This is a genomic window from Bacillus sp. FSL P4-0290 (genome assembly GCF_037975435.1).
Taxonomy (GTDB): domain Bacteria; phylum Bacillota; class Bacilli; order Bacillales; family Bacillaceae; genus Bacillus; species Bacillus subtilis.
Genome location: NZ_CP150253.1, coordinates 3606205 through 3619593 on the forward strand (window position 1 = coordinate 3606205; position 13389 = coordinate 3619593).

Below are 13389 nucleotides of genomic sequence, written 5' to 3' on the forward strand. Positions count from 1 at the left end.
CCGAAAACGGAACGGCTTTTTCACTTTATACTCGCAAAAACTTGCGGATGGAAGTCAGACTTCCCCATACTCCAATTACTGCGCCGATTGCAATCAGCACTAGCGAAACTTGGAATACAAATGGATTATAAGGAAGAAGAGAGACAAATGATCCTTGAACCTTTGGAACGACCCATCCGATGACGTATTGGTAAGTGCTCAGCACCAGTGCAATCGGAATCACAGAACCGAATACGCCTAACAGCAATCCTTCAAGGAAAAACGGCCAGCGAATAAACCAGTTTGTCGCGCCGACAAGCTTCATGATTTCAATTTCTTTTCTTCTTGCGAAAATTGTAATTTTAATGGTGTTGGAAATTAAGAACATCGCCGTAAATACCAGGCCGATAATTAACGCGATTCCGATGTTGCGGGAAACGCCGACTACTTTAAACAAACGGCTGACCTCTTCTTTTCCATAAGTGACTTTATAAACATGATCCATTTTTTCGATCTTTTTCGCCACGTTCGGCGTATCATGCGGATCTGTCGTTTTGACGACAAACGCATCATTAAGCGGGTTTTCTTGATCCTTCATTGTCAGGGATTTTCCGCTGTCACCAAAACTGTCAACCAGCTGGTCAAGCTCTTTTTCTTTAGATGAAAAAGTGACACTCTGAATGCCCTTCAGTTCCTTAATATCGTTCTGAAGCTTGTCCTGTGCCTTCTGATCTGCAGTCAGATCAACCAGCACTTTGATTTCGACTTGTTTTTCTGCATTCGTGGCCATGTTATTCAAATTCAGCATAATCACTAAAAACACGCCGACTAAAATCAGCGTAACGGTTACAGCACTAATGGATGCAAATGTCATCCATGTGTTTCTCCCGAGAGATTTAAAACTCTCACGCAAGTGGCGCCCGAGAATTTTAATCATATGAACCATACTCCCCTCTTGACTCATCACGCACAATGATACCATCTTCGATTGCAATGACACGTTTCTTCATGGTGTTTACGATTTCTTTATTATGTGTCGCCATCACGACTGTTGTCCCGCGGTTGTTAATTTCCTCCAGCGTCTTCATGACTTCCCAAGACGTATCCGGATCAAGGTTTCCTGTCGGTTCATCAGCAATGACAACATCAGGGTTGTTCACAATTGATCTTGCAATAGATACACGCTGCTGCTCCCCGCCTGAAAGCTGGTCAGGAAATTGTCGCGCTTTATGCTTCAGCTGCACGAGATCAAGCACTTCAAGCACCCGTTTCTTAATGACAGACGGCTGTTCTCCAATCACTTCAAGGGCAAATGCCACATTTTCAAAAACAGTAAGTTTCGGAAGAAGCTTGAAATCTTGAAAGACAACGCCTATTTTTCGGCGCACGAAAGGAATCTCTTTTTCTTTAATTGTCGCGAGATCTTTATGATTGATTAAAATTTGTCCTTTTGTCGGTTTTTCTTCTCTGTAAATCATTTTAATAAAAGTAGATTTACCTGCTCCGCTCGGACCAACAACATACACAAACTCGCCGGGATGAATGGTAACAGAAATCCCATTGAGCGCTTTTACGCCGTTCGGATAGGCTTTATATACTTCCTTCATCTCTATCATGAAATCACCTAATCTTTTTATATCATTTTATCTATCACACGGTCATACTCTTCGAATGCATTCGACAATTTATGACCCATTCATTTGTAAAAAGATGAAAAATCTGAAAGTTCCCTTTTTCAATACACTTCATTATACGTCAAATTTAGACATAATACTATTACAGTTTCTTTTCATTCATATTGTCAAGGCATAAAAACATCCTTGCCGGCACTCGGCAAGGATGTTTTTATCTTACTTTTTTTCTGACAGCCATTTGGCAATAACAGCGGCTTCGTTATCCTCTACAAGCCCCTTTGGCATATTGCCGCGGCCGTTTTTAATAATGCTTTCAATTTTGTGTTCATCGTATTTGCCTCCGACCTCTTGGAGATTAGGCCCTGACACACCTTCTAAATCCTTGCCGTGGCAGCCCACGCAGCTTTGCTGATATAATTCTTCCCCTTCAGATGCAGTGGCTTCCGTCTTGCTGCCGGTGTCTGCCTTCTCTTCTTTTGCATCGTTTGATCCGCAGGCAGCCAACAGAACAGAAAGCGCAAATCCAACCATTAGTATCAATAACTTTGATTTCATGTTGAGAAGCACAACTCCTTTACGATCTCTTCCATATTATAACCTCGTTTAAGCGCGTTTGAAACCCTCGCCCAGCACCTCGCTCGCGTCTGCTACAATTACAAAAGCTGACTCATCAATCTGTTTGACGATTTGTTTCAATTTGGTGAATTCAGTTTGCCCAACCACGCACATTAAAATCGGACGGTCATCGTCAGTATATCCGCCGACTGCAGAAATTTTTGTCACGCCTCTGTCAATCTTCTGTAAGACAGCCTCCTTGACAGCCTGCTCCTGCTTTGTAATGATGAGCGCCATTTTTGAACGATTAAAGCCGACTTGCACAACATCAATGGTTTTGCTGGACACATAGACGCCAAGCATGGCATATAAGCCTTGCTCAATATTAAATACAATCATAGCCGTAACAACGATCATTCCGTCAATGATGGCGAGACACTTCCCCAATGACAGACCGGAGTACTTATGAATGATCTGTGCAGCCAAGGCTGTACCTCCCGTCGAACCTTTCCCTAAGTACACAATACCAATTCCGATACCTATCCCGACACCGCCAAAAATCGCCGCCAGGAGTTCATGATGAGTGGCGGGCTGAATATCCCTTGTCAGAAACACTACTAGCGGCAAAAACACAGAACCTGCAAGCGTCTTTAGTCCAAATTTCCCGCCGAGCAAAATGACGCCAGCAATAAATAAAGGGATATTAATAATCCACTGTACATACGCTGCTTCAAAACCATATGATTGTAAAATCGTACTGATCCCGCTGACCCCGCCGGCGGCAATCTTATTCGGAAGCAAAAATACATTAAAGGACACGGCCGTAATCGCTGCTCCTATCAATATGTATACATAATCCCGCAAAATCCACAATGTTTTATTCCGTACGTCCATCATATATCCTCCGTTTCTTCCAATGCTCTCCGATAGCATTTTAATCCTTCCCTGATTAGATGTAAATAACACCCAAATACAGTGGTAATATGCTAAAGCAGCAGTGAAATCAAGGATATAAGAAATAAAAAAACACACCCGTATGCATCAGGTGTGTTTTTCAGCTTATGAAAGCTTAGAACGCAGGTAGGCATCAATAAACGTATCAATGTCACCATCCATTACAGCTTGAACGTTCCCCATTTCTGTATTGGTCCGATGGTCTTTTACCATGGAATACGGATGGAATACATAAGAACGGATTTGGCTGCCCCAGCCGATTTCTTTTTGTTCACCGCGAATTTCATCCAGCTCTGCCTGCTGCTCTTCAATTCTGCGCTGATACAGCTTGGCCTTCAGCATTTTCATGGCTCTTTCACGGTTTTTAATTTGTGAGCGCTCCGTTTGGCATGTCACAACTACATTCGTCGGCAAGTGAGTAATCCGAACGGCTGAATCCGTCGTATTGACGTGCTGTCCGCCCGCGCCGCTTGCACGGTACGTGTCAACTTTAATATCCTCCGTACGAATATCAATATCAATTTCATCGTTAAATTCAGGCATGACTTCACATGAAACGAAAGATGTGTGGCGGCGGCCTGATGAATCAAATGGTGAGATCCGCACAAGACGATGAACACCTTTTTCTGCTTTGAGATACCCGTAAGCGTTGTGTCCTTTGATGAGCAATGTCACTGACTTGATTCCCGCCTCGTCACCTGGAAGGTAATCGAGAGTCTCTACTTTAAAGCCGCGGCGCTCTCCCCATCTTGTATACATTCTAAGAAGCATAGAGCCCCAGTCCTGTGACTCTGTACCGCCAGCACCAGGGTGCAGTTCTAAAATCGCGTTATTTTTATCATACGGCTCGCTGAGAAGAAGCTGAAGCTCAAACTCATTGAACTCTTTTGTTAATGATTTTAGTTCTTTTTCAAGCTCAAGCTGGAGATCAGTGTCCGGCTCTTCTTTCAAAAGATCATGAGTCATTTGTAATTCTTCGTGGGATTCATTCAATTTTTTATACGAATTGACATAATCCTTTAAACCGTTTGCTTCATTTATAACCGTTTGAGCTTTTTGCTGATCATTCCAGAATTCCGGATCAGCCATTTGTTCATCTAGCTCAGCAATGCGGGCCTCCTTTGATTCGAGGTCAAAGAGACCCCCTAAAGTCCGCTAAACGAGAAGCCATATTTTCGAGCTCTGCTCTGATTTCTGATAATTCCATTTCATTCACCTCATTAAAAGATCCGCAGGCGCCTGCAGGCGCCGCGGTCAGTAAACTTGCCGGGGCGAACTATTCAGTACGGCCGCAGCAATTTTTATATTTTTTCCCGCTTCCGCAGTGGCATGGGGCATTTCGGCCGATATCAACCACTTTGCGAACCGGCGCTTTCTTTGCTTTTTTGTTATCGTCGCCTTCTTGCGGCTGATGAGCTGTTGTTTGGCCTTGTACAACCTCTTCACGCTCCAGATTGTTTTCAATCTCAGCTTTCATCACAAATTTTGCGACTTCGTCCTCAATTGATTCAATCATATGCTCAAACATCGCAAAACCTTCCATTTGATACTCACGAAGCGGGTTCGTCTGCGCGTAAGCACGAAGGTGAATCCCTTGGCGGAGCTGATCCATCGCATCAATATGATCCATCCATTTAGAATCAACGGCACGAAGAACGATAACTTTTTCGAATTCGCGCATTTGCTCTTTGCCGAATTGCTCTTCCTTCTCATTATATTTTGTGATGATGCGATCCATAATGAGCTCAAGCATTTCATCCGGTTCTTTGCCGAAGATATCGCTCTTCTCAAGCGCACCTTCATCAAGATAAGTTGTGTTGATAAGATCAACTAGACCGTCAAGCTTCCACTCCTCAGGAAGCTCTTCTCTTGGCGTATAGGCTGCAATTGCGCGTTCGAGAGAAGACTTGATCATATTTTCAACGATTTCACGCAGGTTTTCAGAGTCAATGACTTCAAAGCGCTGCTTATAAATGACCTCACGCTGCTGGCGGAGAACATCATCATATTGCAGAAGCTGTTTACGCGAATCGAAGTTATTGCCTTCGACACGTTTTTGAGACGATTCAACCGCGCGAGAGACCATTTTGCTTTGGATTGGAGTAGAGTCGTCCATGCCGAAGCGGTCAAGCATCGCCATTGTCCGCTCAGCTCCGAATCTGCGCATCAATTCATCTTCCATAGAAAGATAAAATTGAGTAATCCCCGGGTCTCCCTGACGTCCGGAACGACCTCGAAGCTGATTGTCAATCCGGCGTGATTCATGTCGTTCTGTTCCGACTACAGCGAGCCCGCCAAGCTCTTTTACACCTTCGCCAAGCTTAATGTCCGTTCCGCGCCCCGCCATGTTAGTCGCAATCGTAACTGCGCCTTTTTGGCCGGCCTCTTCAATGATCTGCGCTTCACGTTCATGGTTTTTGGCATTTAACACTTGATGCGGAATTCCTTTGTTTTTAAGCAGCTTAGAAATCAATTCAGATGTTTCAACGGCAACCGTACCGACTAGAACAGGCTGTCCTGTCATGTAACGCTGTGCGACATCCTCCGCAACTGCCTTAAACTTTCCTTCCATCGTGCGGTAAATTAAATCCGGTCGGTCATCACGGACAACAGGCCTGTTGGTAGGGATCGTGACAACCTGCATATTGTAGATGTTGCGGAATTCTTCTTCCTCTGTCTTAGCTGTACCCGTCATACCGGCAAGTTTTTCGTACATCCGGAAGTAATTTTGGAACGTAATCGTCGCCAAGGTCATGCTTTCGTTTTGAATCTCAAGCCCTTCCTTCGCTTCAATCGCTTGGTGAAGCCCCTCACTGTAGCGGCGGCCTTTCATCAAACGTCCCGTGAAGGAATCAACAATAACAACCTGTCCGTCTTCCACTACATAGTCAACGTCCTTTTGCATCGCAACGTGAGCTTTTAAGGCCTGGTTGATATGGTGGTTGAGCGCGACATGCTTCACATCAAAGAGGTTATCGATGCCGAACGCTTTTTCCGCCTTCGTCATTCCTTCTTCAGTAAGCTGTACAGCTTTTGTTTTGATATCGTACGTGTAATCCTTCTCCGCTTTTAACGTGCGGACAAAAGCATTTGCCTGTACGTACAGCTTAGTGGATTTTGCAGCTTGTCCAGAAATGATAAGCGGTGTTCTCGCTTCATCAATTAAAATAGAGTCAACTTCATCTATTACCGCAAAATGAAGCGGGCGCTGAACCATCTGCTCTTTATAAAGAACCATATTGTCACGCAAATAGTCGAAGCCAAGCTCGTTGTTTGTGGAGTAAGTAATATCAGCGGCATAAGCTTCCCTTTTTTCGTCTTTTGACATTGAGTTTAAATTCAAACCGACAGTCAAACCGAGAAACTCGAAAATTTTCCCCATTTGCTCAGCGTCACGGCTTGCCAAGTATTCGTTGACAGTCACGACGTGTACGCCTTTACCGGTTAACGCATTTAAATAAACAGGCAGGGTAGACGTTAATGTTTTCCCTTCCCCCGTTTTCATTTCCGCTATATTTCCGTCATGAAGCGCCACGCCCCCCATGAGCTGGACTTTAAACGGAAACATGCCTGTTACGCGGCGTGAAGCTTCTCGAACAACAGCGAAAGCTTCAACAAGAAGATCATCCGTTGTCGCCCCTTTTTCAAGACGCTCTTTAAATTCAATTGTTTTATGTTTCAATGCGTCGTCAGAGAGATTTTCATAGTCTCCGCGAATCGCATCAATATCGTTAGCAATTTTTTCGTATCTATTCAGCGTACGTTTTGTTGGATCAAACATTTTATTTAAAATTCCAAGCATTTATAACGCTCCTCTATCATCACATGCCTATTTTAGAGGCATGTATAAATAATTTACTAGTCCATGTATACCTCTCATTATCATATCATACCTTTTGTTATTTCCAAAGAATTTGCAAATAAGAAAAACAAAAACCTTCCGCGGACATCACGGAAGGCTTCTCTTCATTATTCAGTCGGTTCAATTAAGCCATACTTCCCGTCATTTCTGCGGTACACGACATTTGTAAGGTTTGTTTCCGCATTTGTGAAAACAAAGAAATTATGGCCGAGCATATTCATTTGCAAGATCGCTTCTTCACTATCCATCGGCTTTAAATTAAAGCGTTTCTGACGGACGATGTCCAAGCTCTCCTCCTCTTCTATGTCATCCTGAACCGCAATATCTGTATCAGAGCCAAGACCGTTTGCCAATAAATATTTTGGAGAGCCCTGCTCACGGAATTTACGGTTTACTTTCGTTTTATGCTTACGGATTTGACGTTCCAGTTTGTTTGTTGCGAGATCAATTGCGTTGTACATATCCTCGTTATGCACCTCGGACCGAAGCGCCAGATCTGTCATCGGAATCGTAACCTCAACCTTAGACTCCTTGTCATTGTAAAACTTCAAGTTGACGTTCACATCAGCATCCACGCTATGGTCAAAATAGCGCTCCAGCTTGCCGATCTTCCTCTCGACATGATCCTTTAACGCGGGTGTCACTTCAATATTTTCTCCTCTGATGTTATAGTTCATCAAAGAACGCCTCCCTTTTATTAAGGATATGTATCTATTTCTCTTTTACCCTTTACAATTCCTGCTGAAACATAAATCTTTTGTGAAAATTCAGTGAACTTTGTCGAATTTTGTTTGTATTTGCTCTGTTATTGGCGGTTCGGAGGTATATGTATATGCTGATTGAACGAAACAAATACCTCAAACACGCCTAATTGATTAAAAAGGGTTCCATACATTGATGAATAGACAGCATCCATTTTCTATAATGAATCAGAAAATGTTCCTTTAAATACTCACAGAACTCATGAGAGGGAAAAGAGAAAGAGACCAATTGATCAAACTCCGCAAAAATTTGGTCAAATGCTTTCACACAAATTTCAGCACACCGCGAATCCATAATGAAGAGAAGTGTTGAATGTGTTGAATCCAAATAAAAAAAGGCTTGGATCAGATCTTGGTAGATCCGATCCCCTTCTGTTTTTGATAAATTCTCTTCAGCCTCTATCAAATAACACAACCCCTCTTCGATGGTAAAAAGAAGATGATAATAAGCTGATAAAAGCGTATAATCTTCAATGCTCTTCAAGGCACTCACCTATTTACGCTTGTCATAATATGTGCCGTCAATCGTAATGTTGTTATAAGGGTTTAAATACGTCGTATGCATCACACGTTTTCTTTTCATCTGCTGAAGTTCTGTTGCGATTGACTGCTTCAGTCTTTCCATTTCCTTCACAATCAGCTGATCCCATGTCAAAATAAGTTTCATCTGCTTTCGCTCTTCTTCTGAAAGCGGCAGAGATATCTCCTGAATCAGTTCAGACCGTGTAGCCACAAAGTCTTCAATTTGCTTTAAAAGTTCATCGCTTTCCGGCGTATTTTGTATGTGTGACAGCATACTCTTCGTCTCAGTGTATAGTTGATCTATATTATTCATGCGATCCCGCCTGATCCGTGCCGGTCCTTCCGCTCACTTTGAATGGCTTGTTTCCAAGCATCGCGAAAATCTGTTACATAATCTTCAACCTCAGCCAGCATGCCCGTATCATTTTTGATATTTGCCTGTACCAATCTGCGATACATATAATCGTACATCGCACCCATAGAAGCGGAAAGCTCTATGTTACGGTTAAGTGTAAAATTTAATTCCTGAATAATATTTTGCGCTTTAATCAGATTTTCATTTTTACGTTCCATATCATCATTCTCAATGGCCTGAGCGGCAAGTCTTATAAATTTCAAACAGCCATTATACAGCATAAGCGTCAGCTCCCCGGGTGTAGCCGTATTCACTGAATTTTGCTGATAGGCTGTATATGGATTTTGGATCGCCATGTGTCATCCTCCAAATTACATTTATTGTACAAGAAGCTGTGATAAATAGGACGCTTGTTCGTTCATTTTTTGAATCGCAGAATCCATTGCACTGAATTTTGAATAATAGCGGTTTTCTATGGTATTCAATCTGTCCTGCATATCAGTTATTTCAGTACTTATCGAGTTTAAATTTTTTCCAATGGAATAGCTACTAGCTCCCATTGTCGAGTTCCCAGCTTTAGCTTCAATACTTTTCACAGTACTTCTAAGTGTATTAGTAATCCGCTTCATAATACCTTTATCGCTATAGTTACTATCATTTGTTCCACTTGTAAAAAGATTAGCAACTCCTTGAGGATCTTCTGCTATTTTTGCTTTCAATTTCTCTTCGTTAATCTCTAAGTGCCCTCGCAGTTGGTAAGCACTTGAAGTTGTGATGCCAAATTCAGTTAATTGATAGGTTTTCCCATCCGCATTCACTTGAGTATAAAAGTCAGTCCGCATTTGGTTCGTGCCAGTGCTGATGCTTGAATCGTTTCTCAGCAATCCGCTTTTCGCCTTCTCCTCCCAGAGCTCTACCTCTTTATCGGACATGGCTTCTTTTTGTTCACTCGTGAGTGGCGTATAGTCTCGGTATTTTTCTTCTTTCAGCTTTTCATTCAGGCTGTCAACCAGTTCATTGTATTTATCTACAAACTCTTTGATTTGGTTATAAATCCCATCAACATCAGTAGAAACAGATGTGGTAACAGGGCCTGTGGCTGCAGTTGTATTTTTAATCGAATAAGTAACACCATTCACCGTGAAATTGTTTGTCAGCTTCTCCATTTCAAAGCCGTTGATTGTGACTTTGGCATTTGTGCCTTCTTTGTAAGCAGTAAGCTTATTATCAGCATCCAAAGAAAAACCAAGCTGACCGGACATAAAGTCAGCTGTAGCAGAGTCTGCTGCCTGTATGCTTCCTCCTGCACCTGTTGCTTTAGAAGAAAACGCAATCGTTTCTACGTACTCTGTACCATTCCAAATTTTATCTTTAAATGCTGATACTCCTAGATCTGAGCTGTTAAGTTTAGAAATCACATTATCAATCGTATCGGCACTCGTCACACTAATGTTCACTGTTTTTGCTGTTGTTTCGCCAGGCGCAACAACGTTAAATGCCAAATTGTAATCGCCTTGTGTGTATCCCGTATAATTGTTTGCCTTATACGTTGCTGCAGTTGCCAAGCTCGCCACTTCAACAGTAGACGAAGAATTTGGCGCACTTACGCTTCCTGTAGCAGTTAACACAGACTCATTAGAGCTTGTCACAGTTTTGCTCTGATACGTGCTCGGATATGTCAACGTATTTTTAGACATATAATCTTGCAATTCTTTTATTTTTGAGTTTACTTCACGATAGCTGTCACGCTGCCATTCAAGAGTCTGCTTTTTTTGTGTCAGCTTATCAAGCGGCGCTCTTTCTGTCTGCATCAGCTTTGATACGATATCATCTATATCCATTCCTGACGCCAGACCTGTTATTCTTGTGACCATCTCAAACCACTCCTATTCTACTTTTTTTCATCTACAAATAACCCAAGAAATTCAGTCATAGCCGCATAAAAATCAAGCCACCGTTTTGGTGGAATTTCGCGGATCACTTCATTTGTAGAGTCCTCTATTACCTTTACATAGTATTCATTTAACTTGTCATGAAGCTCGAACTTCAGATGAACTTGCGAAGGTTCCAAAAGCTTGTTCATTTCCCCCACCATTTCAGCAAGATTGGTATATGAAACTTGATGAACAGGAACCTCGTTATCATTATCTTTCTGATTATGTATTTGAGTATCATAACGATCCCAAACAGGTTGTAACGTAGTGAGCCTTTCAATGTTCAATTGATCATCCCCTATGCCCCAATCTATCGTTTATATCGACTAAGTCGAGATAAGATTACACATATTTTTGGAAAAAAATCTTCTGTTTTAGATTTCTTGTATGGAAATACATTTATAAAAAGTTAGTGGAGAATCCGGTTATTATATCATGAGTTAGTGACAGGATGAGGAATGATTAGGAGATAGAAATTTAAATTAAAAGACCCTGGCAACGCCAAGGTCTTTTTTAAAATTAACGTAATAATTGAAGTACGTTTTGCGGCTGTTGGTTTGCTTGAGCAAGCATAGCTTGAGAAGCCTGAGAAAGAATGTTGTTCTTTGTGAATTCGCTCATCTCTTTAGCCATGTCAACGTCACGGATACGAGACTCAGCAGCTGTCAAGTTTTCACCAGAAGCGCTTAAGTTGTTAATTGTGTGCTCTAGACGATTTTGTACCGCACCAAGCTTAGCACGTTGAGAAGAAACTTGGTTGATCGCTTCATCAACAACTTTCAATTGAGCATCGAAACCGATATCAGCAGTATCTGCTGCATTATCTGCGAATTTTGTTACGTCAAGATCATTAACTGAATGAAGAGCTGCAATTGAACCATCAGCTTCTTTAATTCCAAGAGCGTCAGCACCCATATCCTCAATATTTACAGAGATTTGCTGTGTAGCATTTGCTCCGATTTGGAATACCAAGTTCTTTTGATTTGCAGGAGTAGCTGTGTCAACTTTGTAAGTGCCATCGAGCAATTTCTTACCATTGAATTCTGTACGATTTGAAATACCATCGATTTCATCTGTTAAAGCTGAAATTTCATCTTGAATAGATTGCAAATCAGTTGCTTTGTCCTGAGTTCCAGTGTTTCCAGCTTGAACAACTAGCTCACGAACACGTTGAAGGATCGCATGAGTTTCAGTTAATGCACCCTCAGCTGTTTGGATAAGAGAGATTCCGTCTTGAGAGTTTTTAGAAGCCATTTCAAGACCTCTGATTTGTCCTCTCATTTTTTCAGAGATCGCAAGACCTGCTGCGTCATCTCCCGCACGGTTGATGCGAAGACCTGAAGAAAGTTTCTCCATGTTCTTTTGGCTCGCACTGTTGTTTGAAGACAAACGGTTCAGTGTGTTAAGCGCTGCAATATTGTGGTTAATTCTCATTGTTTTGTTCCTCCCTGAATATGTTGTTAAGGCACGTCCTTGTGCCCTTATTTTGTAACTGGCTGAGTCTTTTGCGCCTCCTCCCGGCTACATCATTAATATCGGATTGTCTCTGATTTTGTTAATACAAAAATAAAAAAATCCTCACTTTTTTTGTGAGGATAATGCGGAGATCACATCGCTGGATAACGCTGCTGCACGGTTATTTTCTTCCTGAATGGTCAAGTAAATTTCTTTCCTGTGAATATCAATATGCTTTGGGGCGTCAATTCCAAGCTTCACTTGATCCCCTTCAACCGCAATCACTTTTACTTCAATATCAGCACCTATTTGAATCGCTTCGTTTATTTTCCGCGATAAAACTAGCATGATTCTCCTCCAATCGGATGCTTTGTCGTATATGAGGAGTCGTGTAAAACGACTTGCTTAGCCATCATGTTCTTGCGATTCACAATAATGGGAGCCAATAAATTCGCAGTAGACTTTTCAAATGGCTCTGCCATAGTCAATATTGTCATGACTTCTACGTCTTGAATATTATCGATATCCAAAAGTTCAGCAGTTGATTCATCAAGATCAAATTCATAATTCTTAAAAAAGATAAACGGACTTACGACGATAAACGCAAGATTTTCTGAAGTGACGGACTGCAGTGCCACGAATGGAGAGTCTTCTGAAAGCGGAAGTATGACGAACTGTTTTTCTTCTAAAAAGCCTGGAATCCCGCTTTCAAAAAGAATGATTTGTTCTTCTTTTATGTTCATTTGGCCATGGTACTTCGTATGAATGATCATTGTTCACGATCCTTTTCTTTTTACTTTTCGGGTGATTCTTTCGGGTATTCTACATCTATATTTAAATCAGGGTATTGAAGCATGTCAACCTTAACATTTCCTGGCGTATATTCAACAATTGGCTTATGCGGCTCAGCCTGAATAACAGGCTTTCGCGGCGTAATCTGCACATCAAGCTGTGACGGAGTATATTGTATTTTCACCCTCGAAAGAGAAGGAGCATAATTTTCGCCTAATTGAATTTGGTGCATTTCAGAGTTCCTCCTTGCTTGTGAAGCGATTGGGTTCCCCTTATTTTCAATCTTCATAAGCTCGTCGCCTTCTTCTGCAGTGCGTGCTATTCCCTCCATTACATCCTCATGCCCTTGTTGGGCGGCTTCTTCAATTCTCTTGAAAACATGCTTTCTGTCTAATTCTTCCCATGCTTGTGTCTGGTCAATCGTGAGTTTTCCAGGTGTCACCGATATTTCCATTTCCGCACTCGGCTGTTCGATCTCTAGATCAGCTTGAGGCTGCTCCATTTTTAAGCTGGCAGGCGTCGTTGTTAAACCAATTTTTCCTTGAACACTATGCATAATCAATCTGGGAATCTGCATCACTCTACC

The 13389-nt window shown here is 41.9% G+C and carries 16 protein-coding genes; all 16 read right to left on the reverse strand.

What is annotated here, in order from left to right:
• Positions 1 to 25 precede the first annotated feature (25 nt).
• Positions 26 to 916: a permease-like cell division protein FtsX gene (gene ftsX / locus MKY10_RS18890; protein ID WP_015251119.1), complete on the reverse strand. Its 891-nt coding sequence runs from the start codon at positions 914 to 916 to the stop codon at positions 26 to 28.
• Positions 909 to 1595, reverse strand: a complete 687-nt coding sequence (gene ftsE, locus MKY10_RS18895; protein ID WP_003228039.1) for a cell division ATP-binding protein FtsE — start codon at positions 1593 to 1595, stop codon at positions 909 to 911. The genes ftsX and ftsE overlap by 8 nt, the downstream gene beginning before the upstream one ends.
• A 234-nt stretch (positions 1596 to 1829) precedes the next feature.
• A complete protein-coding gene (gene cccB, locus MKY10_RS18900) occupies positions 1830 to 2168 on the reverse strand; it encodes a cytochrome c551 (RefSeq protein ID WP_048655013.1) in 339 nt (112 codons plus the stop codon).
• A gap of 48 nt (positions 2169 to 2216) precedes the next feature.
• Positions 2217 to 3062 (reverse strand): YitT family protein, encoded by an 846-nt coding sequence (locus tag MKY10_RS18905; RefSeq protein WP_003242677.1) that lies wholly within the window; start codon positions 3060 to 3062, stop codon positions 2217 to 2219.
• Positions 3063 to 3227: 165 nt separating this feature from the next.
• Positions 3228 to 4329 (reverse strand): peptide chain release factor 2 gene (gene prfB / locus MKY10_RS18910; protein WP_010886623.1). Its coding sequence is split into 2 segments (ribosomal slippage): positions 3228 to 4256 and positions 4258 to 4329, totalling 1101 coding nucleotides; the frame shifts between segments, so codons are not numbered across the junction.
• Between the two features lie 69 nt (positions 4330 to 4398).
• Positions 4399 to 6924 carry a preprotein translocase subunit SecA gene (secA, locus tag MKY10_RS18915; RefSeq protein WP_003228033.1) on the reverse strand — a complete coding sequence of 842 codons (2526 nt, stop codon included), beginning with the start codon at positions 6922 to 6924 and terminating at the stop codon, positions 4399 to 4401.
• 167 nt (positions 6925 to 7091) lie between these two features.
• Complete coding sequence (gene hpf / locus MKY10_RS18920; protein WP_003228031.1) at positions 7092 to 7661, reverse strand: ribosome hibernation promotion factor; 570 nt, start codon at positions 7659 to 7661, stop codon at positions 7092 to 7094.
• A 190-nt stretch (positions 7662 to 7851) separates the two neighbouring features.
• Positions 7852 to 8229 (reverse strand): hypothetical protein, encoded by a 378-nt coding sequence (locus tag MKY10_RS18925; RefSeq protein WP_003244377.1) that lies wholly within the window; start codon positions 8227 to 8229, stop codon positions 7852 to 7854.
• A gap of 9 nt (positions 8230 to 8238) precedes the next feature.
• Positions 8239 to 8580: a flagella biosynthesis regulatory protein FliT gene (gene fliT, locus MKY10_RS18930; RefSeq protein ID WP_003242603.1), complete on the reverse strand. Its 342-nt coding sequence runs from the start codon at positions 8578 to 8580 to the stop codon at positions 8239 to 8241.
• Positions 8577 to 8978: a flagellar export chaperone FliS gene (gene fliS / locus MKY10_RS18935; RefSeq protein ID WP_015251116.1), complete on the reverse strand. Its 402-nt coding sequence runs from the start codon at positions 8976 to 8978 to the stop codon at positions 8577 to 8579. Before fliS ends, fliT begins: the two co-directional genes overlap by 4 nt.
• Positions 8979 to 8999: 21 nt before the next feature.
• A complete protein-coding gene (locus MKY10_RS18940; RefSeq protein WP_003242960.1) occupies positions 9000 to 10496 on the reverse strand; it encodes a flagellar hook-associated protein 2 in 1497 nt (498 codons plus the stop codon).
• A 17-nt stretch (positions 10497 to 10513) separates the two neighbouring features.
• Positions 10514 to 10843, reverse strand: coding sequence for a flagellar protein FlaG (gene flaG, locus MKY10_RS18945; RefSeq protein WP_009968250.1), 330 nt, complete (start codon positions 10841 to 10843; stop codon positions 10514 to 10516).
• Positions 10844 to 11075: 232 nt separating this feature from the next.
• Positions 11076 to 11990, reverse strand: coding sequence for a flagellin Hag (gene hag / locus MKY10_RS18950; protein WP_003228021.1), 915 nt, complete (start codon positions 11988 to 11990; stop codon positions 11076 to 11078).
• Positions 11991 to 12134: 144 nt separating this feature from the next.
• The gene (gene csrA, locus MKY10_RS18955; protein WP_003219727.1) at positions 12135 to 12359 is read right to left on the reverse strand and encodes a carbon storage regulator CsrA; all 225 of its coding nucleotides are present in this window, start codon (positions 12357 to 12359) and stop codon (positions 12135 to 12137) included.
• Positions 12353 to 12784, reverse strand: coding sequence for a flagellar assembly protein FliW (gene fliW / locus MKY10_RS18960; protein WP_003228007.1), 432 nt, complete (start codon positions 12782 to 12784; stop codon positions 12353 to 12355). The genes csrA and fliW overlap by 7 nt, the downstream gene beginning before the upstream one ends.
• 20 nt (positions 12785 to 12804) lie before the next feature.
• Entirely contained in the window at positions 12805 to 13380 is a 576-nt protein-coding gene (locus MKY10_RS18965; RefSeq protein ID WP_003243053.1) for a DUF6470 family protein, read from the reverse strand.
• Positions 13381 to 13389: the final 9 nt, after the last annotated feature.